General features: G+C 69.4%; 16 protein-coding genes. 7 read left to right on the plus strand and 9 right to left on the minus strand.

Features of this window, described 5'->3' with window-relative positions; genetic code table 11:
• Positions 1 to 114 precede the first annotated feature (114 nt).
• On the plus strand, positions 115 to 810 hold the full coding sequence (locus ACZ6SF_RS09735; RefSeq protein ID WP_466061637.1) for a hypothetical protein: 696 nt from the start codon (positions 115 to 117) through the stop codon (positions 808 to 810).
• Here ACZ6SF_RS09735 and ACZ6SF_RS09740 read toward each other — a convergent pair.
• The 3 genes from ACZ6SF_RS09740 to ACZ6SF_RS09750 form a co-directional block, all read right to left on the minus strand.
• A complete protein-coding gene (locus ACZ6SF_RS09740) occupies positions 800 to 2,290 on the minus strand; it encodes a sulfatase-like hydrolase/transferase (RefSeq protein ID WP_466061638.1) in 1,491 nt (496 codons plus the stop codon). The two genes, ACZ6SF_RS09735 and ACZ6SF_RS09740, sit on opposite strands and share 11 nt — an antisense overlap.
• Positions 2,291 to 2,363: 73 nt before the next feature.
• The gene (locus tag ACZ6SF_RS09745; protein WP_466061639.1) at positions 2,364 to 3,473 is read right to left on the minus strand and encodes a DUF475 domain-containing protein; all 1,110 of its coding nucleotides are present in this window, start codon (positions 3,471 to 3,473) and stop codon (positions 2,364 to 2,366) included.
• A gap of 205 nt (positions 3,474 to 3,678) precedes the next feature.
• Positions 3,679 to 4,254, minus strand: a complete 576-nt coding sequence (locus ACZ6SF_RS09750; protein WP_466061640.1) for a TerD family protein — start codon at positions 4,252 to 4,254, stop codon at positions 3,679 to 3,681.
• A gap of 207 nt (positions 4,255 to 4,461) precedes the next feature.
• Here ACZ6SF_RS09750 and ACZ6SF_RS09755 point away from each other — a divergent pair, with 207 nt between their 5' ends.
• The 4 genes from ACZ6SF_RS09755 to ACZ6SF_RS09770 are packed head-to-tail and all read left to right on the plus strand — an operon-like array spanning position 4,462 to position 10,183.
• Positions 4,462 to 5,676, plus strand: coding sequence for a hypothetical protein (locus tag ACZ6SF_RS09755; RefSeq protein WP_466061641.1), 1,215 nt, complete (start codon positions 4,462 to 4,464; stop codon positions 5,674 to 5,676).
• A 12-nt stretch (positions 5,677 to 5,688) separates the two neighbouring features.
• Positions 5,689 to 6,900, plus strand: coding sequence for an HpcH/HpaI aldolase/citrate lyase family protein (locus tag ACZ6SF_RS09760; RefSeq protein WP_466061642.1), 1,212 nt, complete (start codon positions 5,689 to 5,691; stop codon positions 6,898 to 6,900).
• Positions 6,897 to 9,335: a phosphoribosyltransferase gene (locus ACZ6SF_RS09765; RefSeq protein ID WP_466061643.1), complete on the plus strand. Its 2,439-nt coding sequence runs from the start codon at positions 6,897 to 6,899 to the stop codon at positions 9,333 to 9,335. Before ACZ6SF_RS09760 ends, ACZ6SF_RS09765 begins: the two co-directional genes overlap by 4 nt.
• Positions 9,336 to 9,379: 44 nt before the next feature.
• Positions 9,380 to 10,183 carry an HAD family hydrolase gene (locus ACZ6SF_RS09770; RefSeq protein ID WP_466062236.1) on the plus strand — a complete coding sequence of 268 codons (804 nt, stop codon included), beginning with the start codon at positions 9,380 to 9,382 and terminating at the stop codon, positions 10,181 to 10,183.
• Between the two features lie 14 nt (positions 10,184 to 10,197).
• Here ACZ6SF_RS09770 and ACZ6SF_RS09775 read toward each other — a convergent pair whose 3' ends face one another.
• From ACZ6SF_RS09775 to ACZ6SF_RS09790, 4 genes are all read right to left on the minus strand, one after another.
• Positions 10,198 to 11,163, minus strand: coding sequence for a DUF389 domain-containing protein (locus ACZ6SF_RS09775; protein ID WP_466061644.1), 966 nt, complete (start codon positions 11,161 to 11,163; stop codon positions 10,198 to 10,200).
• A 70-nt stretch (positions 11,164 to 11,233) separates the two neighbouring features.
• Positions 11,234 to 11,974, minus strand: coding sequence for an AIM24 family protein (locus tag ACZ6SF_RS09780; protein ID WP_466062237.1), 741 nt, complete (start codon positions 11,972 to 11,974; stop codon positions 11,234 to 11,236).
• Between the two features lie 17 nt (positions 11,975 to 11,991).
• Positions 11,992 to 12,687 carry an AIM24 family protein gene (locus tag ACZ6SF_RS09785; protein ID WP_466061645.1) on the minus strand — a complete coding sequence of 232 codons (696 nt, stop codon included), beginning with the start codon at positions 12,685 to 12,687 and terminating at the stop codon, positions 11,992 to 11,994.
• Between the two features lie 4 nt (positions 12,688 to 12,691).
• Positions 12,692 to 13,315, minus strand: coding sequence for an AIM24 family protein (locus ACZ6SF_RS09790; RefSeq protein ID WP_466061646.1), 624 nt, complete (start codon positions 13,313 to 13,315; stop codon positions 12,692 to 12,694).
• 247 nt (positions 13,316 to 13,562) lie between these two features.
• Between ACZ6SF_RS09790 and ACZ6SF_RS09795 the strand changes: the two genes are divergently transcribed.
• Both ACZ6SF_RS09795 and ACZ6SF_RS09800 read left to right on the plus strand, forming a co-directional pair.
• Positions 13,563 to 14,897, plus strand: coding sequence for a TerD family protein (locus ACZ6SF_RS09795; RefSeq protein ID WP_466061647.1), 1,335 nt, complete (start codon positions 13,563 to 13,565; stop codon positions 14,895 to 14,897).
• A 20-nt stretch (positions 14,898 to 14,917) separates the two neighbouring features.
• A complete protein-coding gene (locus tag ACZ6SF_RS09800) occupies positions 14,918 to 16,492 on the plus strand; it encodes a TerD family protein (protein ID WP_466061648.1) in 1,575 nt (524 codons plus the stop codon).
• Here ACZ6SF_RS09800 and ACZ6SF_RS09805 read toward each other — a convergent pair.
• Both ACZ6SF_RS09805 and ACZ6SF_RS09810 read right to left on the minus strand, forming a co-directional pair.
• Positions 16,383 to 18,164, minus strand: coding sequence for a glycosyltransferase family 87 protein (locus ACZ6SF_RS09805; protein ID WP_466062238.1), 1,782 nt, complete (start codon positions 18,162 to 18,164; stop codon positions 16,383 to 16,385). The two genes, ACZ6SF_RS09800 and ACZ6SF_RS09805, sit on opposite strands and share 110 nt — an antisense overlap.
• A gap of 188 nt (positions 18,165 to 18,352) precedes the next feature.
• The gene (locus tag ACZ6SF_RS09810) at positions 18,353 to 20,980 is read right to left on the minus strand and encodes a transglycosylase domain-containing protein (RefSeq protein ID WP_466061650.1); all 2,628 of its coding nucleotides are present in this window, start codon (positions 20,978 to 20,980) and stop codon (positions 18,353 to 18,355) included.
• Between the last annotated feature and the right edge of the window lie 370 nt (positions 20,981 to 21,350).

The raw sequence follows: 21,350 nt of genomic DNA on the forward strand, positions 1-21,350 counted from the left end.
GTCGTCTCGGCGGATATGCCCGGAAAGCCGGATCCGAACATTCGGGCCGATGCCGGCCGGTAACGCGGACGTAGGGTGGAAGAGCGGGGGTTCGCTCGTCGAGGAGGGTCGGCCATGCCCGAGAGTCCACGATCGATCGCCGAACACGATCCCGCGCTGCCCGCCGGATCGGATCAGGACCGGTTCGCCGGGTACGGGGTCATGGGGCTGCCGTTCGCCAGCGGCCACTACCTGGCGTTCCGGCATTTCGCCGCCAGTTCGGTGGGGCCGGGGTACGAGTCGGTCTGGCACCGGAACCCGGCCCGGGAGTGGGTGATCTACAGCAGTGTTTCCCCGGAACTGAGCTGCGCCCGGTACTACGGGTCGGCGCTGACGGACGCGCGGTCCGCGGATATCGCGGTGACCTGGCGCGGCCCGTATTCACTGACGGTCGGGATACCGGACGTTCTCGACTGGAGTATCGAACTCGGACGGTCGGCGGCGACAGCGGCCATGACGGGGCTCGGCGGCGTACTGCCCGCGGCGCTCTGGCGCAGCCCGGCGGTGCTGTCGGTGATGTCGCGGGTCGCGGGACCGGGACTGGGTGTCGGGCGGGTGCGGCTGAGCGGTGCGGCGCCGAACGGGCAGCGGTTCCTCCTCAACCCGAAGATGCTGTGGACGGTCGACAACAGTGTGGCGCGGTGGGACGGGACAGATATCGGTCCACCCGGGCCGTTGGCCGAGCAGGCGAGCATGGGCGAGTTCTGGCTGCCGCAGCGGGGGATGTTCGCGGTGGGGCAGGCGTATTTCGGGCCGGGGGTCAGCCGGTGAGTTCGGCGCGGATCAGCGAATCGACCACATCGTTCAGTTCGCCGACGGTCGCCGCGGCGGCGGGGTCGTGGGCGAGATTGCGCATCTCCCAGGGATCCTCGTGCCGGTCATACAGCTCGTATTCGAAATCCGTTCGCGGCCCGTCGAGCCTTTCCGGGGTGGAGTAGCGGGCGAAGCTGTACCGCGGCGTGATCGCACCACGCAGGCAGTAGTTGACGCCCGGGACCATACCGCCGCTGGTTCGCGCATCCGAGGTGACGAGCAGGGATTCGCGGGTACCGGAGGACGGGTCGGCCAGCAGTGGGCTCAGATCGTGGCCGGGGAGGGCGGGCGCGGCGGCGCCGGTCAGGGCGGCGACGGTGGGGACCAGATCGATATGGGAGGTCAGCGCTTCGGTGACGCTGCCGTGGGCCGCGGTGGCACGGGGGTCGGAGATCACCAGCGGGACCCGCAGGTTCTCCCGGTAGATCATCGCCCCCTTCTGGCGCAGTCCGTGGGCGCCGCCGAGTTCGCCGTGGTCGGCGACCTGCACCACCACGGTGTTACCGGCGCCGCCGCTTCCCGCCAGGGCATCGAGCACCCGGCCGATATGGATATCGGTGCTGCGCATGAGCTCCAGATACCAGTTGCCCCACCGGCGCCACTGCCGCTCGCCCTCCGGTGACTCGACCTCGTTGGGCATCACCCCGCCGACGACCTGGTTGAGCGCGCGCCAGGCGGTTTGCACACCGGGTTTGGTGGAGAGGTCGGACTGGAAATTACGCGGGACGGCGGCGCCGTGATCGGGGACGTCCTCGAGCCGGTAGAAGCGCGGGCAGAACATCATGTCGTGCGGGTTGATCATGCTGACCACGCACAGCCACGGATCGGCATCGGCGCCGTGCCGCCGTAGCCAGTCGCCCGCCTGTTCGACGACACCGGGATCCTCGCGCAATCCCTCGTCGGGCCCGCCGCCGGTGAGTACATCGCGGGATTCGTCGAATCCGTAGGCGGTGAGAGCGGCCGGGTCGGACCCGGCGGTATCCGAGAGATGCCATTTGCCGATATAGGCGGTGCGATATCCGGCGGCGCGGACCACGCTGCCGAGGGTGGGGATGGTTGTGGACAGATCGGGCGACGCGGTCGCGCCGACAACGGTGTCGAGAAGTTCACCGCTGCCGCGGACGTTGTCGGTGATACCGGATACCGGGGCGTGCGAGCCGGTGAAGAACGCCGACCGCGCCGGTGAACAGGGCGCGGTCGGGGTGTGGTGCATCGCGAAGCGGACCCCGGAGGCGGCGAGCCGGTCGCGGGCAGGTAGCCGGAAACCTTCCGGCAGTGCGATATCGGCGCGTTCCTGGTCGGTCATGATCACCAGGATGTTCGGGCGCCGGCCCGGGACGGCCACGGCGGGCGCGACCGATACCGCCGCGGGGACGGCGGCCAGCATGCCGAGGGCCGTGCGCCTGTTGAAAACCGGGCGGACCGGCGTATTCGGCATAGGTCAGAACCTCCGGAAACGCGGCGGGAGCGGACCCCGAGGGGTCCGCTCCCGCGGTTGTGCACAGGTGCGATCAGCCTACCGGCGTCGGTTCGGAGGTCGCGGTGGGTTTCGGATCGCCTTCCTTGCGGTTGCGGCGGACGCTGGAGATGACCGCGGCGCCGATGAACGCGATACCGATGAGACCGGTGATGAGCTCGTGGACGTGGATATCGCCGACCGTGATCAGCAGGATGAAGGCCAGTGCGCCGATCGCCCAGTGGGCGCCGTGCTCGAGGTACACGTATTCGTTCAGCGTGCCCTTGCGCACCAGGTAGACGGTGATCGACCGGACGAACATGGCGCCGATCAGGCCCAGGCCCAGCGCGATGATGATCGGGTCGGCGGTGATGGCGAACGCGCCGATCACACCGTCGAAGGAGAACGAGGCGTCCAGGACCTCCAGGTAGAGGAACAGGAAGAACCCGGCCTTACCGGTGGCCTTCGCCAGCCCCGACGGACCGGTGGCCGCCTCGGCGTGCTCCTCGGCGTGGAACATCGAACCGAGTCCGTCCACCGCGATGTAGATGACCATGCCGAGCAGGCCCGCCAGCAGCACCGTCGAGCGGTCCTCCTCGTGGGCGAGGAACTCGGCGGCCAGGATCAGGCCGAGACCCGCGATGACGACGGAGGCCATATCCAGCTTGCCGGCCTTGGCGAGCGGGCGTTCGATCCAGCCCAGCCAGGTCAGTTCGCGATCGGACAGGATGAAGTTGAGGAACAGCATCGCCAGGAACATGCCGCCGAACGCCGCGATCTGCGGATGCGCGTCGGTGAGCAGCGTCTCGTAGCTGGGGCTGCCGTCGGGGAAGGTCGCGGCATCGTTGGCGGGTGGGTTCAGCGCCAGATCGAATGCCTCCACCGGGTTCAGTCCCGCGGTGATCCACACGATGGCCAGCGGGAACACCAGCCGCATGCCGAAAACGGCGATCAGGATGCCGATGGTGAGGAAGATCTTCTGCCAGAACTCACTCATCTTCTCCAAGATGGTGGCGTTGATGACAGCGTTGTCGAACGAGAGCGAGACCTCGAGGATGCCGAGGATGACGCACAGCGCGAGGGCTGTCGGGCCGCCGTAGAGGAACGCGACCACCAGCGACAGCACTGTCACGACCAGAGATAAACCGAATATGCGCAGGACCACGCTGGGACCTTTCGTGAGCGGTGGCCGGACTGCGGTCGGTATCCCGGCCTCGAACGAGAAACCTGGTCGGCGGTATCGGCGACCGGTCACCAGCGTTACCGTCTACCGCCCATTTGTCCAATTTGTCCCCTCGCGCCCGCTGGGGAGTCGTGAAGTGAGGGGGCCCTATACCGGACCCCCTCACGCTACCCGGAGGTGCGGATCGTCAGACGTTGACTCCGTAGTCACGGGCGATACCGGCCAGACCGGAGGCGTACCCCTGGCCGATAGCGCGGAATTTCCACTCCGCGCCGTTGCGGTACAGCTCGCCGAACACCATGGCGGTTTCGGTGGAGGCGTCCTCGGACAGGTCGTAGCGGGCCAGCTCCTCGCCGTTGGCCCGGTTCACCACGCGGATGTACGCGTTGCGAACCTGCCCGAACGACTGCGAACGGCTCTCGGCCTCGTAGATCGACACCGGGAAGAAGACGCTCTCGATGGTCGGCGGGGTGTTGGCCAGGTCGACGTTGATGACCTCGTCGTCGCCCTCGCCCTCACCGGTGGTGTTGTCGCCGACGTGCTCGATCGAGCCCTCGGGGGACTTCAGGTTGTTGAAGAACACGAAGTGCTGGTCGGAGACGACTTTCTTATCGGCTCCGGTGGCGATCGCGCTGGCGTCCAGGTCGAAGTCGGTGCCCGTGGTGGTGCGCACATCCCAGCCGAGACCGACGGCGACCGAGGTGAGCCCCGGAGCCGCTTTGCTCAGCGAGACGTTGCCGCCCTTGGACAAACTGACACCCATGCGGGATTCCCTTTCGTAGTTGTCTGCGATTCCCAGCATGTCCGAAATCGCCGGGTACGGAATACGACAGTAGTGGTTTTCGGCGAACTTGCGCAGAAAGTCGATCAACCTCTAAGTTTGCGCGCGCGATCGCTATGTCTGCGCGTGCGATACGAGTTCGCCGCCGTGACGGGCGCGGCCGGGACGCGATCTCATACCATCGGGTCTGTGGCAGGCCGCAGGCGAGGATGGTTCCGGTCGGGCGAAGATCCGTGGTTCGAACAGGCGCGGTCGGCGCTGACCGCGGCGTTCCTGGATATGGACCGGCGGCAGTCGGCCGCCGATACGGCGGTCGTGGCGTCGGAGGAGATCTTCCCGGAGCGGGAACTGGGCCGGCGGTGGGCGCCGGTGCGCGACACCTGTTACACCGCCGGCGAGGCGTACCTCACGCTCACGGCCGATATGGACCGGGACGAGCAGGCCGGTACCCGTGCGCCGGGCCGGGAGCAGCGGGCGGACGCGGTGGTCCGGCAGCTCGGTACGGCCGCGCGTGCGGTGGACCGGTTCTATCACGGCGCCGAGCGGCAGCTCGAGGAGGCGGCCGGGCTGCGCCGCGCGGTCCCCGAACTCGTGGCGCGGGTCACCGCGGCGGCCGCGTGGGTGCGCGGGCTGGCGGCCGAATCGGAATACGCCGGGTACCCGTCGGTGCGCTCGGCCGCGACCGCGGTGGATGAGGCGCTCGTCACACTGGAGGCCGTGCCCGCGGCCGAGCGGGGGCGGGTCCGGGCGGCGGCCAACCAGCTGGACGCGGCGGCCACCCTGCTGTCGGAAGCGTTGGCCCAGGCCCCATCTCGGGAAGGGGCGGCGCGCAACGCCGTCGCGTCGGTCACCACCCGGATCGCCGCGGTGCGTACCCGCGCCCAGGGGATCGGGCCCGCGCATTCAGCCCTGTTACGTGAGTTCAATGCTGCGAGTTCGGCGGATCTGGCCGACAATGAGCGCACCAGTGAGCGTCATATCGCCGCCGCGGACGCCGCCCTCGCCGAGGCGTCGGCCGCCGCGGCCGAGCACAACCCGGAGTCGGCCCTTGACCTGACCACGACTGCGCGCGGCCATCTCGCCGACGCCGAGCGACTCGTCGACGCCGTCACGAAACGGCTGTCCGAGTTGCGAGCGGTCCGCGACAATCCGCGTGAACGAGCCGAGGCCGTACGATTCCGTCTCCGGGACGCGCAGATGCTGGCCGTCTCGCGGGGACTGGTCTCCGAATGGGGCTCGGTACTGGACGCTCAGGTGGAGCGCCTCGACAGGGTCACCGGATCCCTCACCGGGCGCCATCCCGATTATCGGGCGTATGTAAACGAGCTGGACACCATCACCGAATTCATTGCGGGTGTGGTGGAGCGAATGCGGAAACAACAACCGGGACAACGACGAGGATGAGACGGGGGCTCGATGACAGCAGGCATGGCCGTCCGGCAGGAGATCTCCCTGTACAAGGCGATACCGCGCCGGCATTTCCGGCAGTTGCAGGGGCCGGATGCCAGAGCATTGTTCCACCGGCAGCCAGAGCCGTTCGATCAGGACACCGACCGTGACACGCTGGCCGTGGCGCTGGGCGCCACCCTCTATGTACCGGCGACCAGAACCGATCTGACGGCCACGATCGTGCGCCGCGCCGATCGGGGGGTGTGCTCGATGGTCATCGACCTCGAGGACGCCGTCGCCGACCACGAGGTGGAGTCGGCCAAACAGCAGACGGTGCGCACACTGAACGAGCTGGCGGCCCGGCGGGATCCGAGTCCGCTGCTGTTCGTCCGGGTCCGCGACGCCGACACCGTGCCCGAACTGCTCGATCAGCTGGGTGCGGGCGCCGAGGTGCTCACCGGATTCGTCTTTCCCAAATTCGACAGCACCTCGGCGCCCAAGTACCTGTCCGCGCTCACCGCGGCGGCCGCCCGGACCGAACGCCCGCTCTACGGAATGCCGGTACTGGAATCGGCGGCGCTGGTACACCGCCAGACCCGCGATACCGAACTGACCCAGATCGCCACGCTGCTGGCCGAGCACCGGGAACGGATCCTGGCGGTCCGCGTGGGCGCCACCGATATGTGCGCCACCTTCGGTATCCGCCGGGATCGCGATCTCACCATCTACGACGTGCGGGTCGTGGCCGATGTGATCGCCGATATCGTCAACTATCTGGGCCGCGCCGACGGCACCGGATTCGTGATCACGGGGCCGGTCTGGGAGTACTTCGCCGATCACGAACGCCTGTTCCGGCCGCTGCTGCGGACCGCGCCGTTCGAGGAATCCGACGCGGTACCGTTCCGCAGCTATCTGGTGAGCCGGGATCTCGACGGCCTGCTGCGGGAGATCACGCTGGACCGGGCCAACGGTATCCAGGGCAAGACCGTGATCCACCCCTCGCATGTGGCGGCGGTGCACGCGCTGTCGGTGGTGACGCACGAGGAATACTGCGACGCCCTCGACATTCTGCAGGTCGAGGTCGGTGGTGTGGCCGCGTCCGGCTACCGGAACAAGATGAACGAAATGCGGCCGCATCGCAGCTGGGCCCGCCACACCCTGGCCCGGGCGCGGGTCTTCGGGGTGGCGAAGAAAGGAGTGTCCTTCGTGGATCTGCTATCGGCACTGGTGACGGGATGAGCGCACCGGTGGACGAGACCGGCCGGGCCACCGGCGTTCTCGGTATCGAGTTACGGCACGGGCGGTCGTATCGCCACGGCGAGTCCGCCGACGCCCTGCCGCACCGCCCCGATATCGCCGGACTCCTGCGGCCCGGGCTGCGTAAGAATCCGCGGCGGGCACATCTGCTGGTGTCCACGGTGCTGGGCAAACATCTGCCGACAGATCCCCTGGTGGTCCGCGATTCGGGCCACCGGCTGGGCGATCTGGTCCGCGTGGTGCTCGGCGAACAGAACGCGGTGGTGCTCGGGTTCGCCGAAACGGCCACCGGTCTCGGGCACTGTGTGGCCGCCCGGATCGAAGCGTCCTGCTATCTGCACTCCACCCGCCGCGTGGTGCCGGGTGCGCGCACGCTGACCGGTTTCGAGGAGGGGCATTCGCATGCCACCTCCCATCTGCTGCAGCCGGTGCCCGCCGATGTGTTCACGGCCGGACTGCCGCTGGTGCTGGTGGACGACGAGATCTCCACGGGCAATACCGCGCTGGACGCGATCACCGCCCTGCACGAATTCGCGCCGCGCACCCACTATGTGCTGGCCACGCTGGTGGATATGCGCACCGACGCCGATCGCGACCGGTTCGCCGCCGTGGCCGCCGGACTCGGCGCGCGCATCGACACGGTATGTCTGGCGTCGGGCAGCGCGGTACTGCCCGACGGCCTGGCCGCCACCGTGGCCGAACTCCCCGAATGCGAACTCAACCCGGCCGCGGACGCGCGCGGCGCGGTGGCGCGGCTGGAACTGCCGTGGCCGCGCGACGTACCCGACGGCGGCCGGCACGGGTTCCTGCGTACCGACAACGCGGCATTCGAGCAGGCCGCCGCCGCGGCCGGGAAACTGCTGCGCGACCGGCTGGCCACCGAGTACGGCGGTCGTCCGGTGATCGTGCTCGGGCACGAGGAGCTGATGTACCTGCCGCTGCGCCTGGCGGTCGGGCTGGCCGAGGCCGGGCTGCCGGTGCGGTACCAGACCACCACGCGGTCACCGGCGTATGTGCTGGACGAACCGGGCTACCCGCTGCGCCGCGGGTTCCGCTTCCGGGCGCCCGAATCGGGCCAGGAGCAGCCGCGCTACCTCTACAACGCCCGGTGGCCCGAACCCGCGCCGGACCCGGTGCTGGTCTTCGTGGTCGACGAACCGGGGGATTCCGGGGAACTCGGCGCTCCCGGCGGACTACTGGACGTACTCACCGCCGCCGGGTCGGATGTGCTGGTGGCGGTCCTGCCCGGGGCCGATCCGCGGCGGCTGGCCGCAGCGCGCACCACGGTTTCCGGTGCCGAACCGCTCTACGGCCCCGAATTCGGTTCCTACGCGCGCGAGGACGTCGCGTGGTTGCTGAAGGATCTCTCCGAGCTGGACCTGGAAGCCGATATCACCGAGCGGGAGCGGCGGATCCAGGCCGGGGCCGCCCACTACGCGGAGTCGCTGCCCATCGAATATCAGCCCGACGCCGCCTACCGCGAACTGTTCGACCGGGTGCTGGACGAGAGTGCGCGGCGCCTGGCGCTCGCGGTGGGCACGGTCGCCGAACTCGTGGTGGCCGAACGCGGTACCGAGATCGCGCTGGCCTCGCTGGCCCGGGCGGGCACCCCGATCGGGGTGCTCATCCGCCGCTGGCTCGCCGCCGGCCACGGCGACCGCCCCGCCCTGGACCTCCCGCACTACGCGGTGTCGATCGTGCGGGATCGCGGAATCGACGCGGTGGCCCTGGACTACCTGGCCCGCCACCACGACCCCGCCTCGGTGGTCTTCGTGGACGGCTGGACCGGAAAAGGCGCGATCGCCCGGGAACTCACCGCCGCGCTGGACGCCTATCACGCCGCCGGCGGCGCTCGCTTCGACGACGATCTCGCCGTTCTGGCCGACCCCGGCCGGTGCGTGCGCACCTACGGCACCCGCGACGATTTCCTGATCGCCTCGGCCTGCCTCAATTCCACGGTTTCCGGCCTGGTTTCGCGCACGGTGCTCAACCGGGATCTGATCGGCCCGGGGGAGTTCCACGGTGCGAAGTTCTATGCCGAACTGGCCGGCGCGGATGTGTCCGGACGGTTGATCGATACGGTGACCGCGGCCTTCGACAGCGTCCGGCCGGAGGTATCCGGCCGGGTCGCGGCGCTGCGCGCGGGGGACCGCGAACCCACCTGGGCGGGTTGGGCCTCGGTGGAGCGGGTCCGGGCGGAGTACGGCATCGGGAGCGTGAATTTCGTGAAACCGGGGGTCGGGGAGACGACCCGCGTACTGCTGCGGCGGGTGCCGTGGCGGGTCCTGGTCCGCGACGCCGACGCCGGTGAACACGCGCATATCCGGTTGCTGGCGCAGGCGCGCGGGGTGCCGGTGGAGGTCGTCGGAGACCTCGCCTATTCGTGTATGGGCCTGATCAAGGATGTGCGGCAGTGAGTTTCCCCAAACCGGCGCTGGTGGCCACCGACCTCGATCGCACCATGATCTATTCGCGCAACGCCATCGGGCCCGGCGATCCGGAAACGGTGTGTGTGGAACATTTCGACGGCGCCCCGCTGTCGTATATGACCACGGCGGCCGCGGCCCGGCTGGGCGAGCTGGCGGCCGTGGCCGCGGTGCTGCCCACCACCACCCGCACCATCGAACAGTTCGGCCGGATCCGGCTGCCCGGCGCGCCCTGGCCGTACGCGGTGACCAGCAACGGCGGCAATATCCTGGTGGACGGCACGCCGGATCCGGACTGGCGGTCGGCGATCGACGCCGCGGTCCGGGCCGGCGGGGCGAGCCTGACGGAGATCGGTGCGGCGCTGCGGTCCCGGGTCGACGATTCGTGGGTGCTCAAATACCGGGAGGCCGACGGGCTCTTCTGCTATCTGGTGGTGGAACCGGCCGGGGTGCCCGGTGATTTCCTCGCCGAATGGGATCTGTGGTGCCGTGCACGCGGCTGGTCGGCGTCGCGGCAGGGTCGCAAGATCTACACCATGCCGCTGGCGGTCTGTAAGAGCCGGGCGGTCGCCGAGGTGCGCGCCCGCCTCCTCGCCGCCGGCGAGCTGGAACCCGGCGCCCTCACGCTGGCGGCCGGTGACGGTGCGCTGGACGCGGAAATGCTGGTCGCGGCCGATCGTGCCATCCGGCCCCGGCACGGGGAACTCGAAGAACTCGGCTGGGATCATCCGGGGCTGACGGTCACCGAGCGTGCCGGAATCGAGGCGGGTGCGCAGATCCTGGACTGGTTCGCCGCCGCGCTCGGCGTGCGTGGCAGTGTCGCCGAGCCCGCCGGCTGAGCGAACGTCGCCGGTCAGATCAGCCGCCGCGGCGCCCGGGCCGCGGTTTTGGCGCGCCGCAGCGAGACCCGCGACCACACCGCCTTCTGCAGCGCCAGTGTCGCCCATCCGGCCACGGCCATCCCGGCGAGATTCACCACCAGCTGCAGAACGCTGCCCCAGATCACCGATCCCGCCCCGAACGCCAGACCCACCGCGATATTGCCGGCCGCGGGCACCGTGGTAACCGAGATGAACACCCCCACCAGCGCCCCCGATTTCGCGGAGGTCAGGGAGAGCACCCCGGCCGCGGCCGCGATCAGCGCGACGATGAACGACCATCTGTCCGGGGTGTAGATGAAGGCCGTTTCGGGATGGACGCCCTCCACCGCCTCACTCGTGACCCAGCCCAGCATCCGGCCCACGAGTACCAGCAGGAACGTGGTGACGATGGCGGCGGTGAAGCCCAGGCCCAGGGTGGCGGCCGCCCGCCCGAGCAGCGAATACCGCCGCCGCACCAGCGCGACACCGAGGGCGGCGATCGCACCGAACTCCGGGCCCAGCACCATGGCGCCGATCACCAGGATCTGCGAGTCGACGATGATCGCGATCGCGGCCAGCATCGTCGCGAGGGTCATGAAACTCAGGTAGACCCAGTTGAGTTCGGTCTCCTCGTACGAGCGCTGGGTCACATCCGCCCACACCACCGAATCGGCGCTGTAGCCCGGGGTGCGGACCTCGGCGCGCAGACCGGACAGCGAGATCCAGGTCTCCACCGGTTCCAGTTCGATGATGCCGCGGCGATGCAGACCGGTTTCCCGCAGGCGGTCCACGATATCGTTGGCGGCCTCGCGCGCCAGGTCGGCCAGGATCAGATCGCCCTTCGGCCGCAGGGCGCTGTCGCGCACCACGGCCAAACCGCTGACGGCGTCGTCGGATTCCAGAATCGCCACCACGTCGTCGGTCAGTTCGGCCGGCGCGAGCACGCGCAGATGCAGCATGGGCCAAGTCTGCCCCGGACACCGCCCGCAGGACAGCCGGACCAATCGGTCATATGGGGCGGCGGAACCCTCAGTACCCCTGCTGACCTGTCAACTGCTGGGCGATAACCCCCTGCAGCCGTTGCAGTCCGGGCACCGTGATCCCGGTCTGCAACTGGCCCTCGATGGTCCGGATCAGGGCGTGGTCGCTGAGCACCTTCTCACTCGACTGGATCAGCACGGTGCCGGCCCCGGTGAAATCGAACTGGCGCTCCTCACCGGAATTCACCCCGAACGCCGCCGCGCCCGCCGCCAGGAAATTCGATACCCAGCGCTGGTCGTAGTGATGGCTCGGCGAAGGACAGTCGGCCCACCCCACCAGGGATTCCGGATCCACCCGCAGCGGCGGTTCGGCGAAGATCACCGGACCGTTCGAGGAGGCCAGGAATTTCCCGGTACCGATCAGCGTGAGGAAACCCGGCACGATCGACTGGTTCAGCGACAGCCCCGGCTCGAACGCGAGCAGATTCGCCGCGCGGATGGTCAGATTGCCGTCGTCGAGATCATAGGAATTGATGTCGTAGCCGCGGTCGCCGATGAGCAGTTTGCCCTGTCCCTCGGCCACCACGTAGTCGCCGGTGAACAGCGGCGCCGAGAACTGCTGCGCCACCATATGCAGCAGCTGGCCCTGCAATCCGTGGGTCAGCGCCTGGAAACGCATCTGGCCGTAGTAGGCGATCATCGCGCCCTTGCGCATGAACCACGGTTTGGTGAGGTCGATGCAGAACGCGTAGCTGTTGCCGGGGACGTTATCGCTTTCCCCGAGGGTCATCGGGCCGAGGATCTCGCTCACAGTTTCTCCTCCGACGCCTGCACATACACCAGACCCTGTCCGGCGCACTGCAGCTGCATGGCTTCACCGGCGCCGCGGCCCACCGCGTCCCGCCAGCTCACCGCGGTCTTCAACTCTGTCTGCACGTTTCCGTAGGAGCCGATGAACGCCTGCGGATCCACGACCACCGGATACTGCCCGCCCACCTGCAACTCCAGGAAGCCGCCGTGGGCCAGCACCACCGCGCTGCCGTGGCCGGAGAGCTGGGTGGTGAACATGCCCTGCCCGGTGAGGGCGCCCGAGGCCGCGCCGCGCAGCGCACCCATCAGACCGCCGCCCCCGCCGCCTCCGGAACTCATCACCGAGACCACCGAGGTCTGCAGGCCGGCCGTATAGGCCAGCAGCCGCGAAGCCTCCACCTGCATCACCGCGCCCGGTTGCACCTGCACCACATGAACTTCCAGGCCCGCGAATCCGTAGTGCACCACCCCCGGACCCTGCGCGAGCATGGTGCGCTGATGTTCGCCGGCCATCATGCGCCCGGCCATCCGCACCAGACCGCCGCCCCCGCCCATCCCGGCGCCGCCGGGAATCTCGTGCGGCGCGAACGACACATCGCCGGTATAGAACAGCATGGCCCCGGTCCGGGCGACCACACCGCCGGCCGCGCCGATATCGACCTTGACGACCTTGGAATTGACTTTCTCGAACATGTTCCTACCGTTCCGCCGGTTGGATCGAGACCACGCCCTGCCCGTCCCAGCGCAAGGAGAACGCCTCACCGCCGTCCTGACCCATCACCGACCGCCAGGAGACATCGGTGACGAACGACTGATTGAGGTTGCCGCGCGCGGCGACGAACGCATCGGGATCCACCACCAGCGGGAACTGTGGTGTCACCTCCAGATGGATCAGCGGACCACCCGCCGACAGCAGCGCGACCTGGCCCTGACCGCTGACCGTGGTGGTGAACAGGCCCTGACCGCTGGACGCGCCGCGCACCCCGGCGAACCGCACATCGGTCCGCAGATTGCCGGCGAACGCCAGCAACTGTTGCGACTCCACCTGCAAGGTCTCGTTGTTCAGGTTCACCACGGAGACGTACTGGCCGTTGACGGCCAGGAAGACCCGGCCGTTGCCGCCGCACTCCATCAGCGACAGCTTCTCGCCGGTGGCCCGGCGTTTCATCCCGGCGAGCACGCCCTCGCCGCCACCGAACCCCGCGGACTTGAACTGCACGGCGCCCTCGTAGGCAACCATGGAACCGGAGATGGCCCGGATACTGGTGTTCGCGAGATGAACCTCGACTACCTTCTTCGACTTTTCGAAGAGTTGTGCCATAGGGAATTCGCCTGTCCTCGCCGCCCTGGGCTCCTAGCGCCCATCCTTGGGCAATACCTTAACGGCGCAGGTAGGCGGAGTCTATCGAATGGTCGCCGTGCGGCCCCGGATCGGGCACTTGCGTGGAAGTGGGCACAACCTGGGTAGGTTCCGTGATCATGTAAGGGCTCAACGGTCACAGCCCGTGACGAGGCAACGGCACGCCGTAGAGTGGCATTCATACGCACCGACAAGCGAAGGGTCTGACTTGTCCGCAACACTCGCCAAGGGACAGAACGGTCCACTGGCCACCAACGATGTGGTGATTTCGATTCAATTGGCCGCTCCGGCCGATCTGTCCGCACTATTGGTGACCGAGCAGGGCAAAGTCCGGTCCGACGCCGATTTCGTGTTCTACAACCAGCCGACCGGTCCGGGTGTGAACCTGCGGCCGGGGCCCGCGGGGCAGCCGGCGTCGCTGGCCGTCGATCTGGGAGCGGTGCCCGCCGATATCGCCCAGGTGCGCGCGGTGATCACGCTCGACAACCCCGATACGAACTTCGGGCAGTCGACCCCGCCGGTGGCGCAGGTGTCGGATCAGTCGGGGGCGGCGCTGTACGAGTACCGGATCGAAGGGCTCGCGTCCGAGTCGATCGTGATCGCGCTCGAGCTCTACCGTCGGCAGGGCGCCTGGAAGGTGCGTGCGGTCGGGCAGGGATACGCGGGCGGGTTCGCGGCGCTGGTCACCGATCACGGTGTGACCGTCGACGATTCTCCCGCGGAGGCGCAGACGGCTGCCGCCGCCCCGCCGCCGCCTCCGCCGGTGCAGCAGACCGCTCCGGTGCCGCCGCCTCCGCCGCCGTCCTACCCGCAGCAGCCACCGCCGCAACAGCAGCCGACCGCGCCGTATCCGCCGCAGGGCGGGGGATACGCGCCGCCGCCGGGTCCGGGATATCAGCAGCCGGGGCAGCAGCCGCCTCCGCCGCCGCAGCAGCCGCCGAACGAGATCAGCCTGAGCAAGACCGGTCCGGTGAGCCTGCAGAAGGGACAGCGGGTCAGTCTCCGCAAGGAGGACGGCGCCGCGCTGACCTTCGTGAAAATGGGGCTGGGCTGGGATCCGGTGCAGCAGCGCGGCATGTTCGGCAGCCGTACCGTCGATATCGACCTGGATGCCTCGGTCGTGATGTTCGCCGATATGAACCCCATCGATGTCGCCTACTACGGACAGCTGACCTCGAAGGACGGTTCGATCCGCCATCAGGGCGACAACCTCACCGGTGAGGGCGCCGGTGACGACGAGGTGATCCTGGTGGACCTCACCCGGATTCCGGCCCACGTCAACAACCTGGTCTTCATCGTGACCTCGTACAAGGGGCATACGTTCGGCCAGGTGCAGAACGCGTTCTGCCGGTTGATCGACGGTGCGACCAACGGCGAGATGGCGCGTTATTCACTCACCGGCGGCACCCCGACCACCGCGATGGCGATGGCGAAACTCTTCCGGGCGGGCCCGGATTGGAAGATGCAGGCCATCGGTGAGGGCTTCAATGCCAAACATCCGGGCGAGGCGATTCCGCAGCTGGGCCGGTTCCTGGCGGAATGAACGGTATCGGGGGCGGGAATATGAAACAGCTGCAGTCCGGGCAGAACATCCCTCTCGCGGGAGGGGTGGTCCGGTTCGAGGTGGCCGCGGCCGTGCCGCTGGGTGTTTCGGCGCTGGTCGTGGCCGCGGACCTGCGGGTGGAGTCGGAAACCGATGTCCTGCTGGCCGAACGGCCGGAGGGTCCGGGTGTCCGGATCGAATCGGCGGCCGCCGCGGTCGTCACGCTCGCGGAGGTCCGCGCGGACGCGCAGGCCGTGCTGCTGGTGGCGTCGGCGCCCGGTGGGACGGGTGTGCTCACCGCGAACCTGTCGGAGAACGATATCCCGGCGGCGCAGTTCGTGATCGCGCCGCAGGCCGGGGAATCGGCGCTGATCTGTCTCGAACTGTACCGGCGCGGTGGCGGCTGGAAAGTGCGCGCGGTGGGCCAGGGCTACGCCGGTGGACTCGCCGAACTGTTGCGGGTGCACGGTGCCGAGGCCTATGCGCAGAGTCCGGCGGGAGCGCCGGTGGCGGCCGGGGCGACCACCGTCGTGGATGCGACCGTCGCCGCGGCGCCGGGTCCCTCGGCCCCGCCGCCGGCCGCCGAACTGCCGCCGATCGAGGTGGGGCACGGGCTCGAACGGCTGTGGATGATCTTCGAGGACGCCGCGCGTTCGGCGGCCGCGCTGGAATCGGCGCGCGGTTACGCGACCGAACGTCTCGACCAGGAACTCTCGGCGGCGGTATCGGATCCGGCCACCCGCAACACCCCGGCCGCCGATGCGGCCCGGGCCGCTGCCCAGCGCCGCCACGACGAGCTCACGGCCACCGCCGAGGCCGGTCATCACCGTGACAGCCTGCAGTTGCAGCGGGAACTCGCCGAGGCGGAATCGGTACTGCCCGCCTCGCTGGCGTCTTGGCGCTCACCGGCGTGGGACCGGCCCGCCACGCCGTCGGACGGGATCCGGCTCGGCGAGCTGTACGCGCTCGACCGCGGCGGATTGCGGGTGCCGTACTGCGTACCGGTCCCGCTGAACCGGCCGCTGTGGGTCGATACCGAATCGTCGGCGGCGGTGGCGCCGGTGATCGGGGCCCTGCTGGCCCGGCTGCTGCGCGCGGCCCCGGGCCGGCGCGCGGTCGTCGATATCGTCGACCTCACGGGTGCTTTCGCGGGCCTGATCGGCCGGCTGGCGCCGGTACTGACCGAACCGCCGATCACCGATCATTCCGATATCTCGCCGCGACTGCAGAAACTCGTGGACGCGGCCGAACTCGCCGAAATGGCCTACAACTCCGGGCAGGGCGTCCCGCCCGCCGAGCACCGGATCCTGGTGGCCGCGGATTTCCCACACGGCTATCAGGCCGCGGACGCGCAGCGGCTGGTGGCATTGCTGGCCCGCGGCGACCTGATCGGGTTGTCCACGGTGATCGTCGGCGCCAACGAGTCCGAATCCAGTGACGGGGCGGTCGCGGCGCTGTCGCGGTCGTGCCGGCATCTGCCCACCGTCAGCGGAACTCCGCTGTTCGATCCGTGGACCGGAAACGCGTGGCAGCTGGATCTGGATCTGCTCCCGCAGGAACCGGAACAGCAGGCCCGGATTCTTCGATCGGTATAGCGGCGCCGCCGCGACCGGCCCGCGCGGTCGCGGTGGCGCGGGTCCAGTGCGTGTCCAGGGATATCCGGGGCCGCAGGATTTCCGGAAGCCACGGCAGCAGCGGATCCGGGGCGCGGTCCACCACCCCGCCGACCGGATCGTCGAGGTAGTCGCGGCGCACCAGATCTTCGTCGGGCCGGTAGATCTGCCGGATGATCAGACCGCACAGCGCGACTACGGCCAGGTCGCGTAGCAGCACGGTCCCGGTGAACCACTGCTCCGGCAGGCCTTTGCGGTCGATGCCGAGGTAGTAGAACATCCGCGGCACCCAGACCAGCGCGTCGATCGTCATCCAGGCCAGCAGCACCCGCCGATGCGGCAGGGCCAGCACCGCGATCGGTACCAGCCACAGCGAATACTGCGGGCTCCACACCTTGTTCGTCAGCAGGAACGCCGCGATCACCAGGAAACACAGCTGAGCCAGCCGTGGCCGGCGTGGCGCGGTGAGCCCGATATAGGCGATACCCAGGCAGGCCGCCGCGAACAGCAGCAGCGAAACCAGGTTGAGTACGGTGGGCGCCTCACCGTGCCGCAGCGGTCCGTCGAACCCGGTCCAGTCGGTGAACGACATCACCACGTTGTACAGCGAATCCGGATCGGCATGGCGCGTGGTGTTGAGCCGGAAGAATTCCCGCCAGCCCTCCGGATAGAGCGCGGCGATCGGCAGGTTCACCAGACCCCAGGTGCCGAGCGCGCCCGCGGCGGTGAGCCCGGCCGCGCCGAGCGGGCGGGTGGCGAGCAACCGGATGCGCACGGGGATCTCGCCGAGCCAGGTCGTCAGCGCGTCGACGCTGTCGATATCGCGCAGCCGCACCGACAGCTGCGCCCGGGGCGTGCGCTGCATCGGGTCGGCGCGCAGGCACAGCACCAGAATCGGCCCGAGCAGCAGCAGCGGATACAGTTTCGCCGCACCGCCCAGCCCCAGCAGCACTCCGGCCAGCAGCGGTCTGCGGCGGGCCCAGGCGAGCAGCCCGAGCGCGGCGAACGCGGTGGCCAGGAAGTCGAAATTGGTGAACGCGTGCACGATCACCAGGGGTGAGCAGGCCACCAGGGCCGCATCCCACACCCGCCGTCCGGACAGCAGCGCGGTCGCCCAGATGGTCACCAGCCAGGCGACCGACAGGCCCAGCGCCACCACATTGAAGTACAGGACCACCTGCAGCGCCCCCGGCAGCGGGCTCGCATCCCAGCTCTTGGCCACCAGCATGGAGACGTACTGATACAGCCCGGACAGCACCGGGTATTCCATATGCCGGATCTCGGTATCGCCGCCCGGCGTCTCCTCCACCCAGTACTTCTTGTACGGGAAGGCGCCCTCGTTGAGCCGTTCGGCGCCGTAGAGCGGGACGGTGTCCGAATAGCACATGGCGGTGTATTGGCGGCCGTCGTTCCAGTCGAGAGTGAGCCCGCCGCCGGCGACCTCGGTCTGCTGGATACAGCCGGCCTTGGCGAACCAGCCCAGGGCCAGGAAGACCACCGTGAACGCCAGCAGTACCCGCATGGGGGTCCAGAAGCGGGCCCGCCCGATCAGTGCGTGATCGCCGACCGGGCCGCCGACAACCGTGCACAGCTGCGCGGTCATCGAATCGTTGCGGCTGGGCTTGTCCCGGGCGTCGGCCGAACGCAGGTCCAGGGCGAGCGGCGCGGGCGAATCGTATCCGGTGGTGGCGGCCCGGCCGGTTCGGACGTTTCGGACCCCCTCGTCCGGCCCACCCGCCGGTCGCTGCTCGCTCACGGCACCCGAGGTTACCTGTTACCGGGGTCCGGGTTCGGAGGGCGCCGGATTGCGCCGCTCAGGGCGGCGCGGCCCGGCGGCGGGGTCTAGCCGCCGTCCGGCCCGCCGCCGTCCCCGGAATCGGTGCCGCCGCCGCTCGTACCCTCTTCGGTCCCGGCGCTCGGCGCCTGAGTGATCGTCGGCTGGGCGCCCGCGGTGGGCTGCCCCGGTAGCGGACCCGCGCCGTTGCCCTGCGGCTGGCTGCCCTGGGGCTGTCCGCCCTGCGGTTGCGTCTGGCTCCGCGGATTGGGCTGCACCCCGGGCACCGGGATGGTGATACCGGGCAGGATCTCGACCTGGCTGGGCTGGATCACCACGGGCGGCTCGAACGTCGGCATCGTCGTCGAGGGCGCGGTATAGGGCGCGGTCCACTTGGGCACGCCCGCCTGCCCCTTGATCGGAGCCGGTTTGGGGAACTTCTCGTTCGGCGTGCCCTCGAGCGCGCCGTCCATCGTTCCCTTCCAGATATCCGACGGCAGGCTGGAACCGTAGATCATCGCCCCACCGAAGTTGCGCAGCGGCGAGTTGTCGGTACTGCCGACCCAGACCGCGGTGGCCAGCGACGGGGTGTACCCGACCATCCACGCGTCCTTGTTCTCGCCGGTATCGCCGAGCTGGGCGGTGCCGGTCTTCGCGGCCGAGGCCCGGCCGCCGGCCAGCCCGTGGTTACGCGAGTAGCCCGCGATCGGCTCCATGGCGGCGGTCACGTTGTCGGCGACGGCCTCGGAGACGCGGCGCTCACCGGCCGGGTCGCCGCGATCCAGCAGCACCTGACCGTCGGCGGTGACGACCTTGGTCACGAAATGCGGTTTGTAGTAGGTGCCGGAGGCGGCGAGCGTCGCGTAGGCCGACGCCATATCCAGCGGCCGGGCCTGGTACTGGCCCAGGACGATACCGTTGTTCGGACCCGCGCCGCCCGGTTCGGTCAGCGTGGCGCCGAGGCCCGGGAGTTCTTCCGGGATGCCCAGCTTGTGGCCCATATCGGCGATCTTCTGCGGGCCGTTCGGCATATCGATCTGCATCCGGTAGAAGCTGGTGTTCAACGACCGCTTCAAGGCCTCGGCGATGGTGCAGACACCGCACTGCTCGCCTTCCACGTTGGTGATCTCGATCCCGTTCACCGTGATCGGCGAGCTGTCGTACATCTGCGAGAGCGGGACGCCGTTCTCCAGGTTCTGCGCGAGGCCGATCACCTTGAACGAGGAGCCGGTCTGCAGCGCGGCATTGGCGAAGTCGTAGCCGTAGCCGTCCTCACCGCCGTAATAGGCCCGGACCGCACCCGATTTCGGGTCGATGGAGACGACCGCGGTGCGCAGTTTGTCCGGTTCGCCTTCCATATTGGTGTGGACGGAGTCGAGCGCGGACTTCTGCGCCTGGGCGTCGATCGTGGTGGTGATCTGCAGGCCGGCGGTGTTCATCTGCTGTTCGCTGATACCGGCTTCGCCGAGTTCGCGCAGCACCTGGGCCTTGATATGACCCTCGGGGCCCGCGGAATCGGTCTTCTGCCCGGCCGCGCTGGACGGCTGCACCTGGGGATAGGTCATCCCCGCACGCTGGGCGCGGTCGAGATTGCCGCCGGCGACCATACCGTCGAGCACGTAGTTCCAGCGCGACTGCGCGCCTTCGGGGTTGGACTCCGGATCCAGCAGCGACGGCAGCTGGATGGTCGCGGCCAGCACCGCGCCCTCCTCGGGGCTCAACTCCTGCACCGGCTTACCGAAGTAGGCCTTGGCGGCGGCGTCGATACCGTAGGCGCCGCGGCCGAAGTAGATGGTGTTCAGGTAGGCGGTGAGGATTTCGTCCTTGCTCCACTGGCGGGCCATCTTCGCCGAGATGACCAGCTCGTGCAGCTTACGGGTGAGACTGCGTTCGTCACCGACCAGCGCGTTCTTCACGTACTGCTGGGTGATCGTCGAACCACCGCCGGCGCTTTCGCGGCCGAGCACATTGTCGCGCGCGGCGCGGGCGAAACCGGAGACCGAGAAGCCCGGATTGCTGTAGAAGTCACGGTCCTCCGCGGCGATCACGGCATTGCGCACATGCGGCGGGATCTGATCGATCGTCACATCGGTGCGGTTGCCCTGCGGCGGTACGACGCGGGTGATCTCGGTTTCCCCGTCGGCCGCGAGAATCGTTGCGACCTGGTTGGTTTTGAGATCACCGGGCTCGGGTACCGACACGGTGGAGTACGCGACCAGGAACACCGTGCTGGGTACGACGATCGCCAGCGCGATCAGCACATAGGCGATCCGTCGCGCGATCTTCCACCGGTTCTTGCGTTTCGCCGCCGGACCCCGGCCCTCGGGGCCGCCCGGTCCACCCGGCCGGCCGCCGCCCGGCCGTCGCGGAGGCGGGCCGCTGCCCGCTCCCGACCTGGCCGGCCGACCGTCGGGGCCGGTCGCGGCCCGGCGTTCGCCGGTGTTCGGCCCGGGCCGCTGCCCGGGCGGCGCGGTGCGCTCACGCCGCGTCGGTTCCGCGGGGGCGCCGGGGTTGGCCATCTTCGCGGTGCTCTGGTCCCCGCGCGGCGGCACGGGTTCGCCCGGCCGCCCGCCCATCCGCTGGGTGGGCTGGTTGGGTTGTGGCGGCCGGCCCTGCGGCGGCCGGCCCGGGCCGCCCGGTCCCGGCGGCGGGCCGGGCCGCTGGGGCTGCTGCTGACCGCGCGGTGCGCCCGGCATACCACCGGTCCCGGGGCCCGGCCGGCGTCCGTCGGGTCCGGGGCGGGGCCCCTGGACCGCGGGACGGGGGCCGCTCGGCGCCGGGCGCGGTCCGCCCGGAGCGGGACGGGGACCGCCCGCGGCCGGTCGCGGACCCGTCGGAGGACCGGGGCGCGGTCCGGGGCGGGGCGCGCCCGGACCCGGCGGACGTCCACCGGGGCCCGGTCGTGGTCCGTTCGCGTTGGGCGCGGGACCGCGGTTCGGTACACCCGGACGCTGCTGCGGCTCCCGGCCAGGAACCGGCCCGCGCTGAGTGCGACCACCACGCGGGTCATCGCCGGGTGGGGGCTCGTAGGGCGAATTCACTGACTAGGTCTCCAAAGCTCGTATC

The organism is Nocardia sp. NPDC049935 (assembly GCF_055586645.1).

Bases quoted from the DNA above. Each gene is read 5' to 3' on its own strand.
- ACZ6SF_RS09800 (WP_466061648.1), top strand. From the start codon at position 14,918: ATGAAACAGCTGCAGTCCGGGCAGAACATCCCTCTCGCGGGAGGGGTG.
- ACZ6SF_RS09740 (WP_466061638.1), bottom strand. From the start codon at position 2,290: ATGCCGAATACGCCGGTCCGCCCGGTTTTCAACAGGCGCACGGCCCTC.
- ACZ6SF_RS09775 (WP_466061644.1), bottom strand. From the start codon at position 11,163: ATGCTGCATCTGCGCGTGCTCGCGCCGGCCGAACTGACCGACGACGTG.
- ACZ6SF_RS09750 (WP_466061640.1), bottom strand. From the start codon at position 4,254: ATGGGTGTCAGTTTGTCCAAGGGCGGCAACGTCTCGCTGAGCAAAGCG.
- ACZ6SF_RS09765 (WP_466061643.1), top strand. From the start codon at position 6,897: ATGAGCGCACCGGTGGACGAGACCGGCCGGGCCACCGGCGTTCTCGGT.
- ACZ6SF_RS09760 (WP_466061642.1), top strand. From the start codon at position 5,689: ATGACAGCAGGCATGGCCGTCCGGCAGGAGATCTCCCTGTACAAGGCG.
- ACZ6SF_RS09785 (WP_466061645.1), bottom strand. From the start codon at position 12,687: ATGTTCGAGAAAGTCAATTCCAAGGTCGTCAAGGTCGATATCGGCGCG.
- ACZ6SF_RS09770 (WP_466062236.1), top strand. From the start codon at position 9,380: ATGATCTATTCGCGCAACGCCATCGGGCCCGGCGATCCGGAAACGGTG.
- ACZ6SF_RS09810 (WP_466061650.1), bottom strand. From the start codon at position 20,980: ATGCCGGGCGCACCGCGCGGTCAGCAGCAGCCCCAGCGGCCCGGCCCG.
- ACZ6SF_RS09790 (WP_466061646.1), bottom strand. From the start codon at position 13,315: ATGGCACAACTCTTCGAAAAGTCGAAGAAGGTAGTCGAGGTTCATCTC.
- ACZ6SF_RS09735 (WP_466061637.1), top strand. From the start codon at position 115: ATGCCCGAGAGTCCACGATCGATCGCCGAACACGATCCCGCGCTGCCC.
- ACZ6SF_RS09780 (WP_466062237.1), bottom strand. From the start codon at position 11,974: ATGACCCTCGGGGAAAGCGATAACGTCCCCGGCAACAGCTACGCGTTC.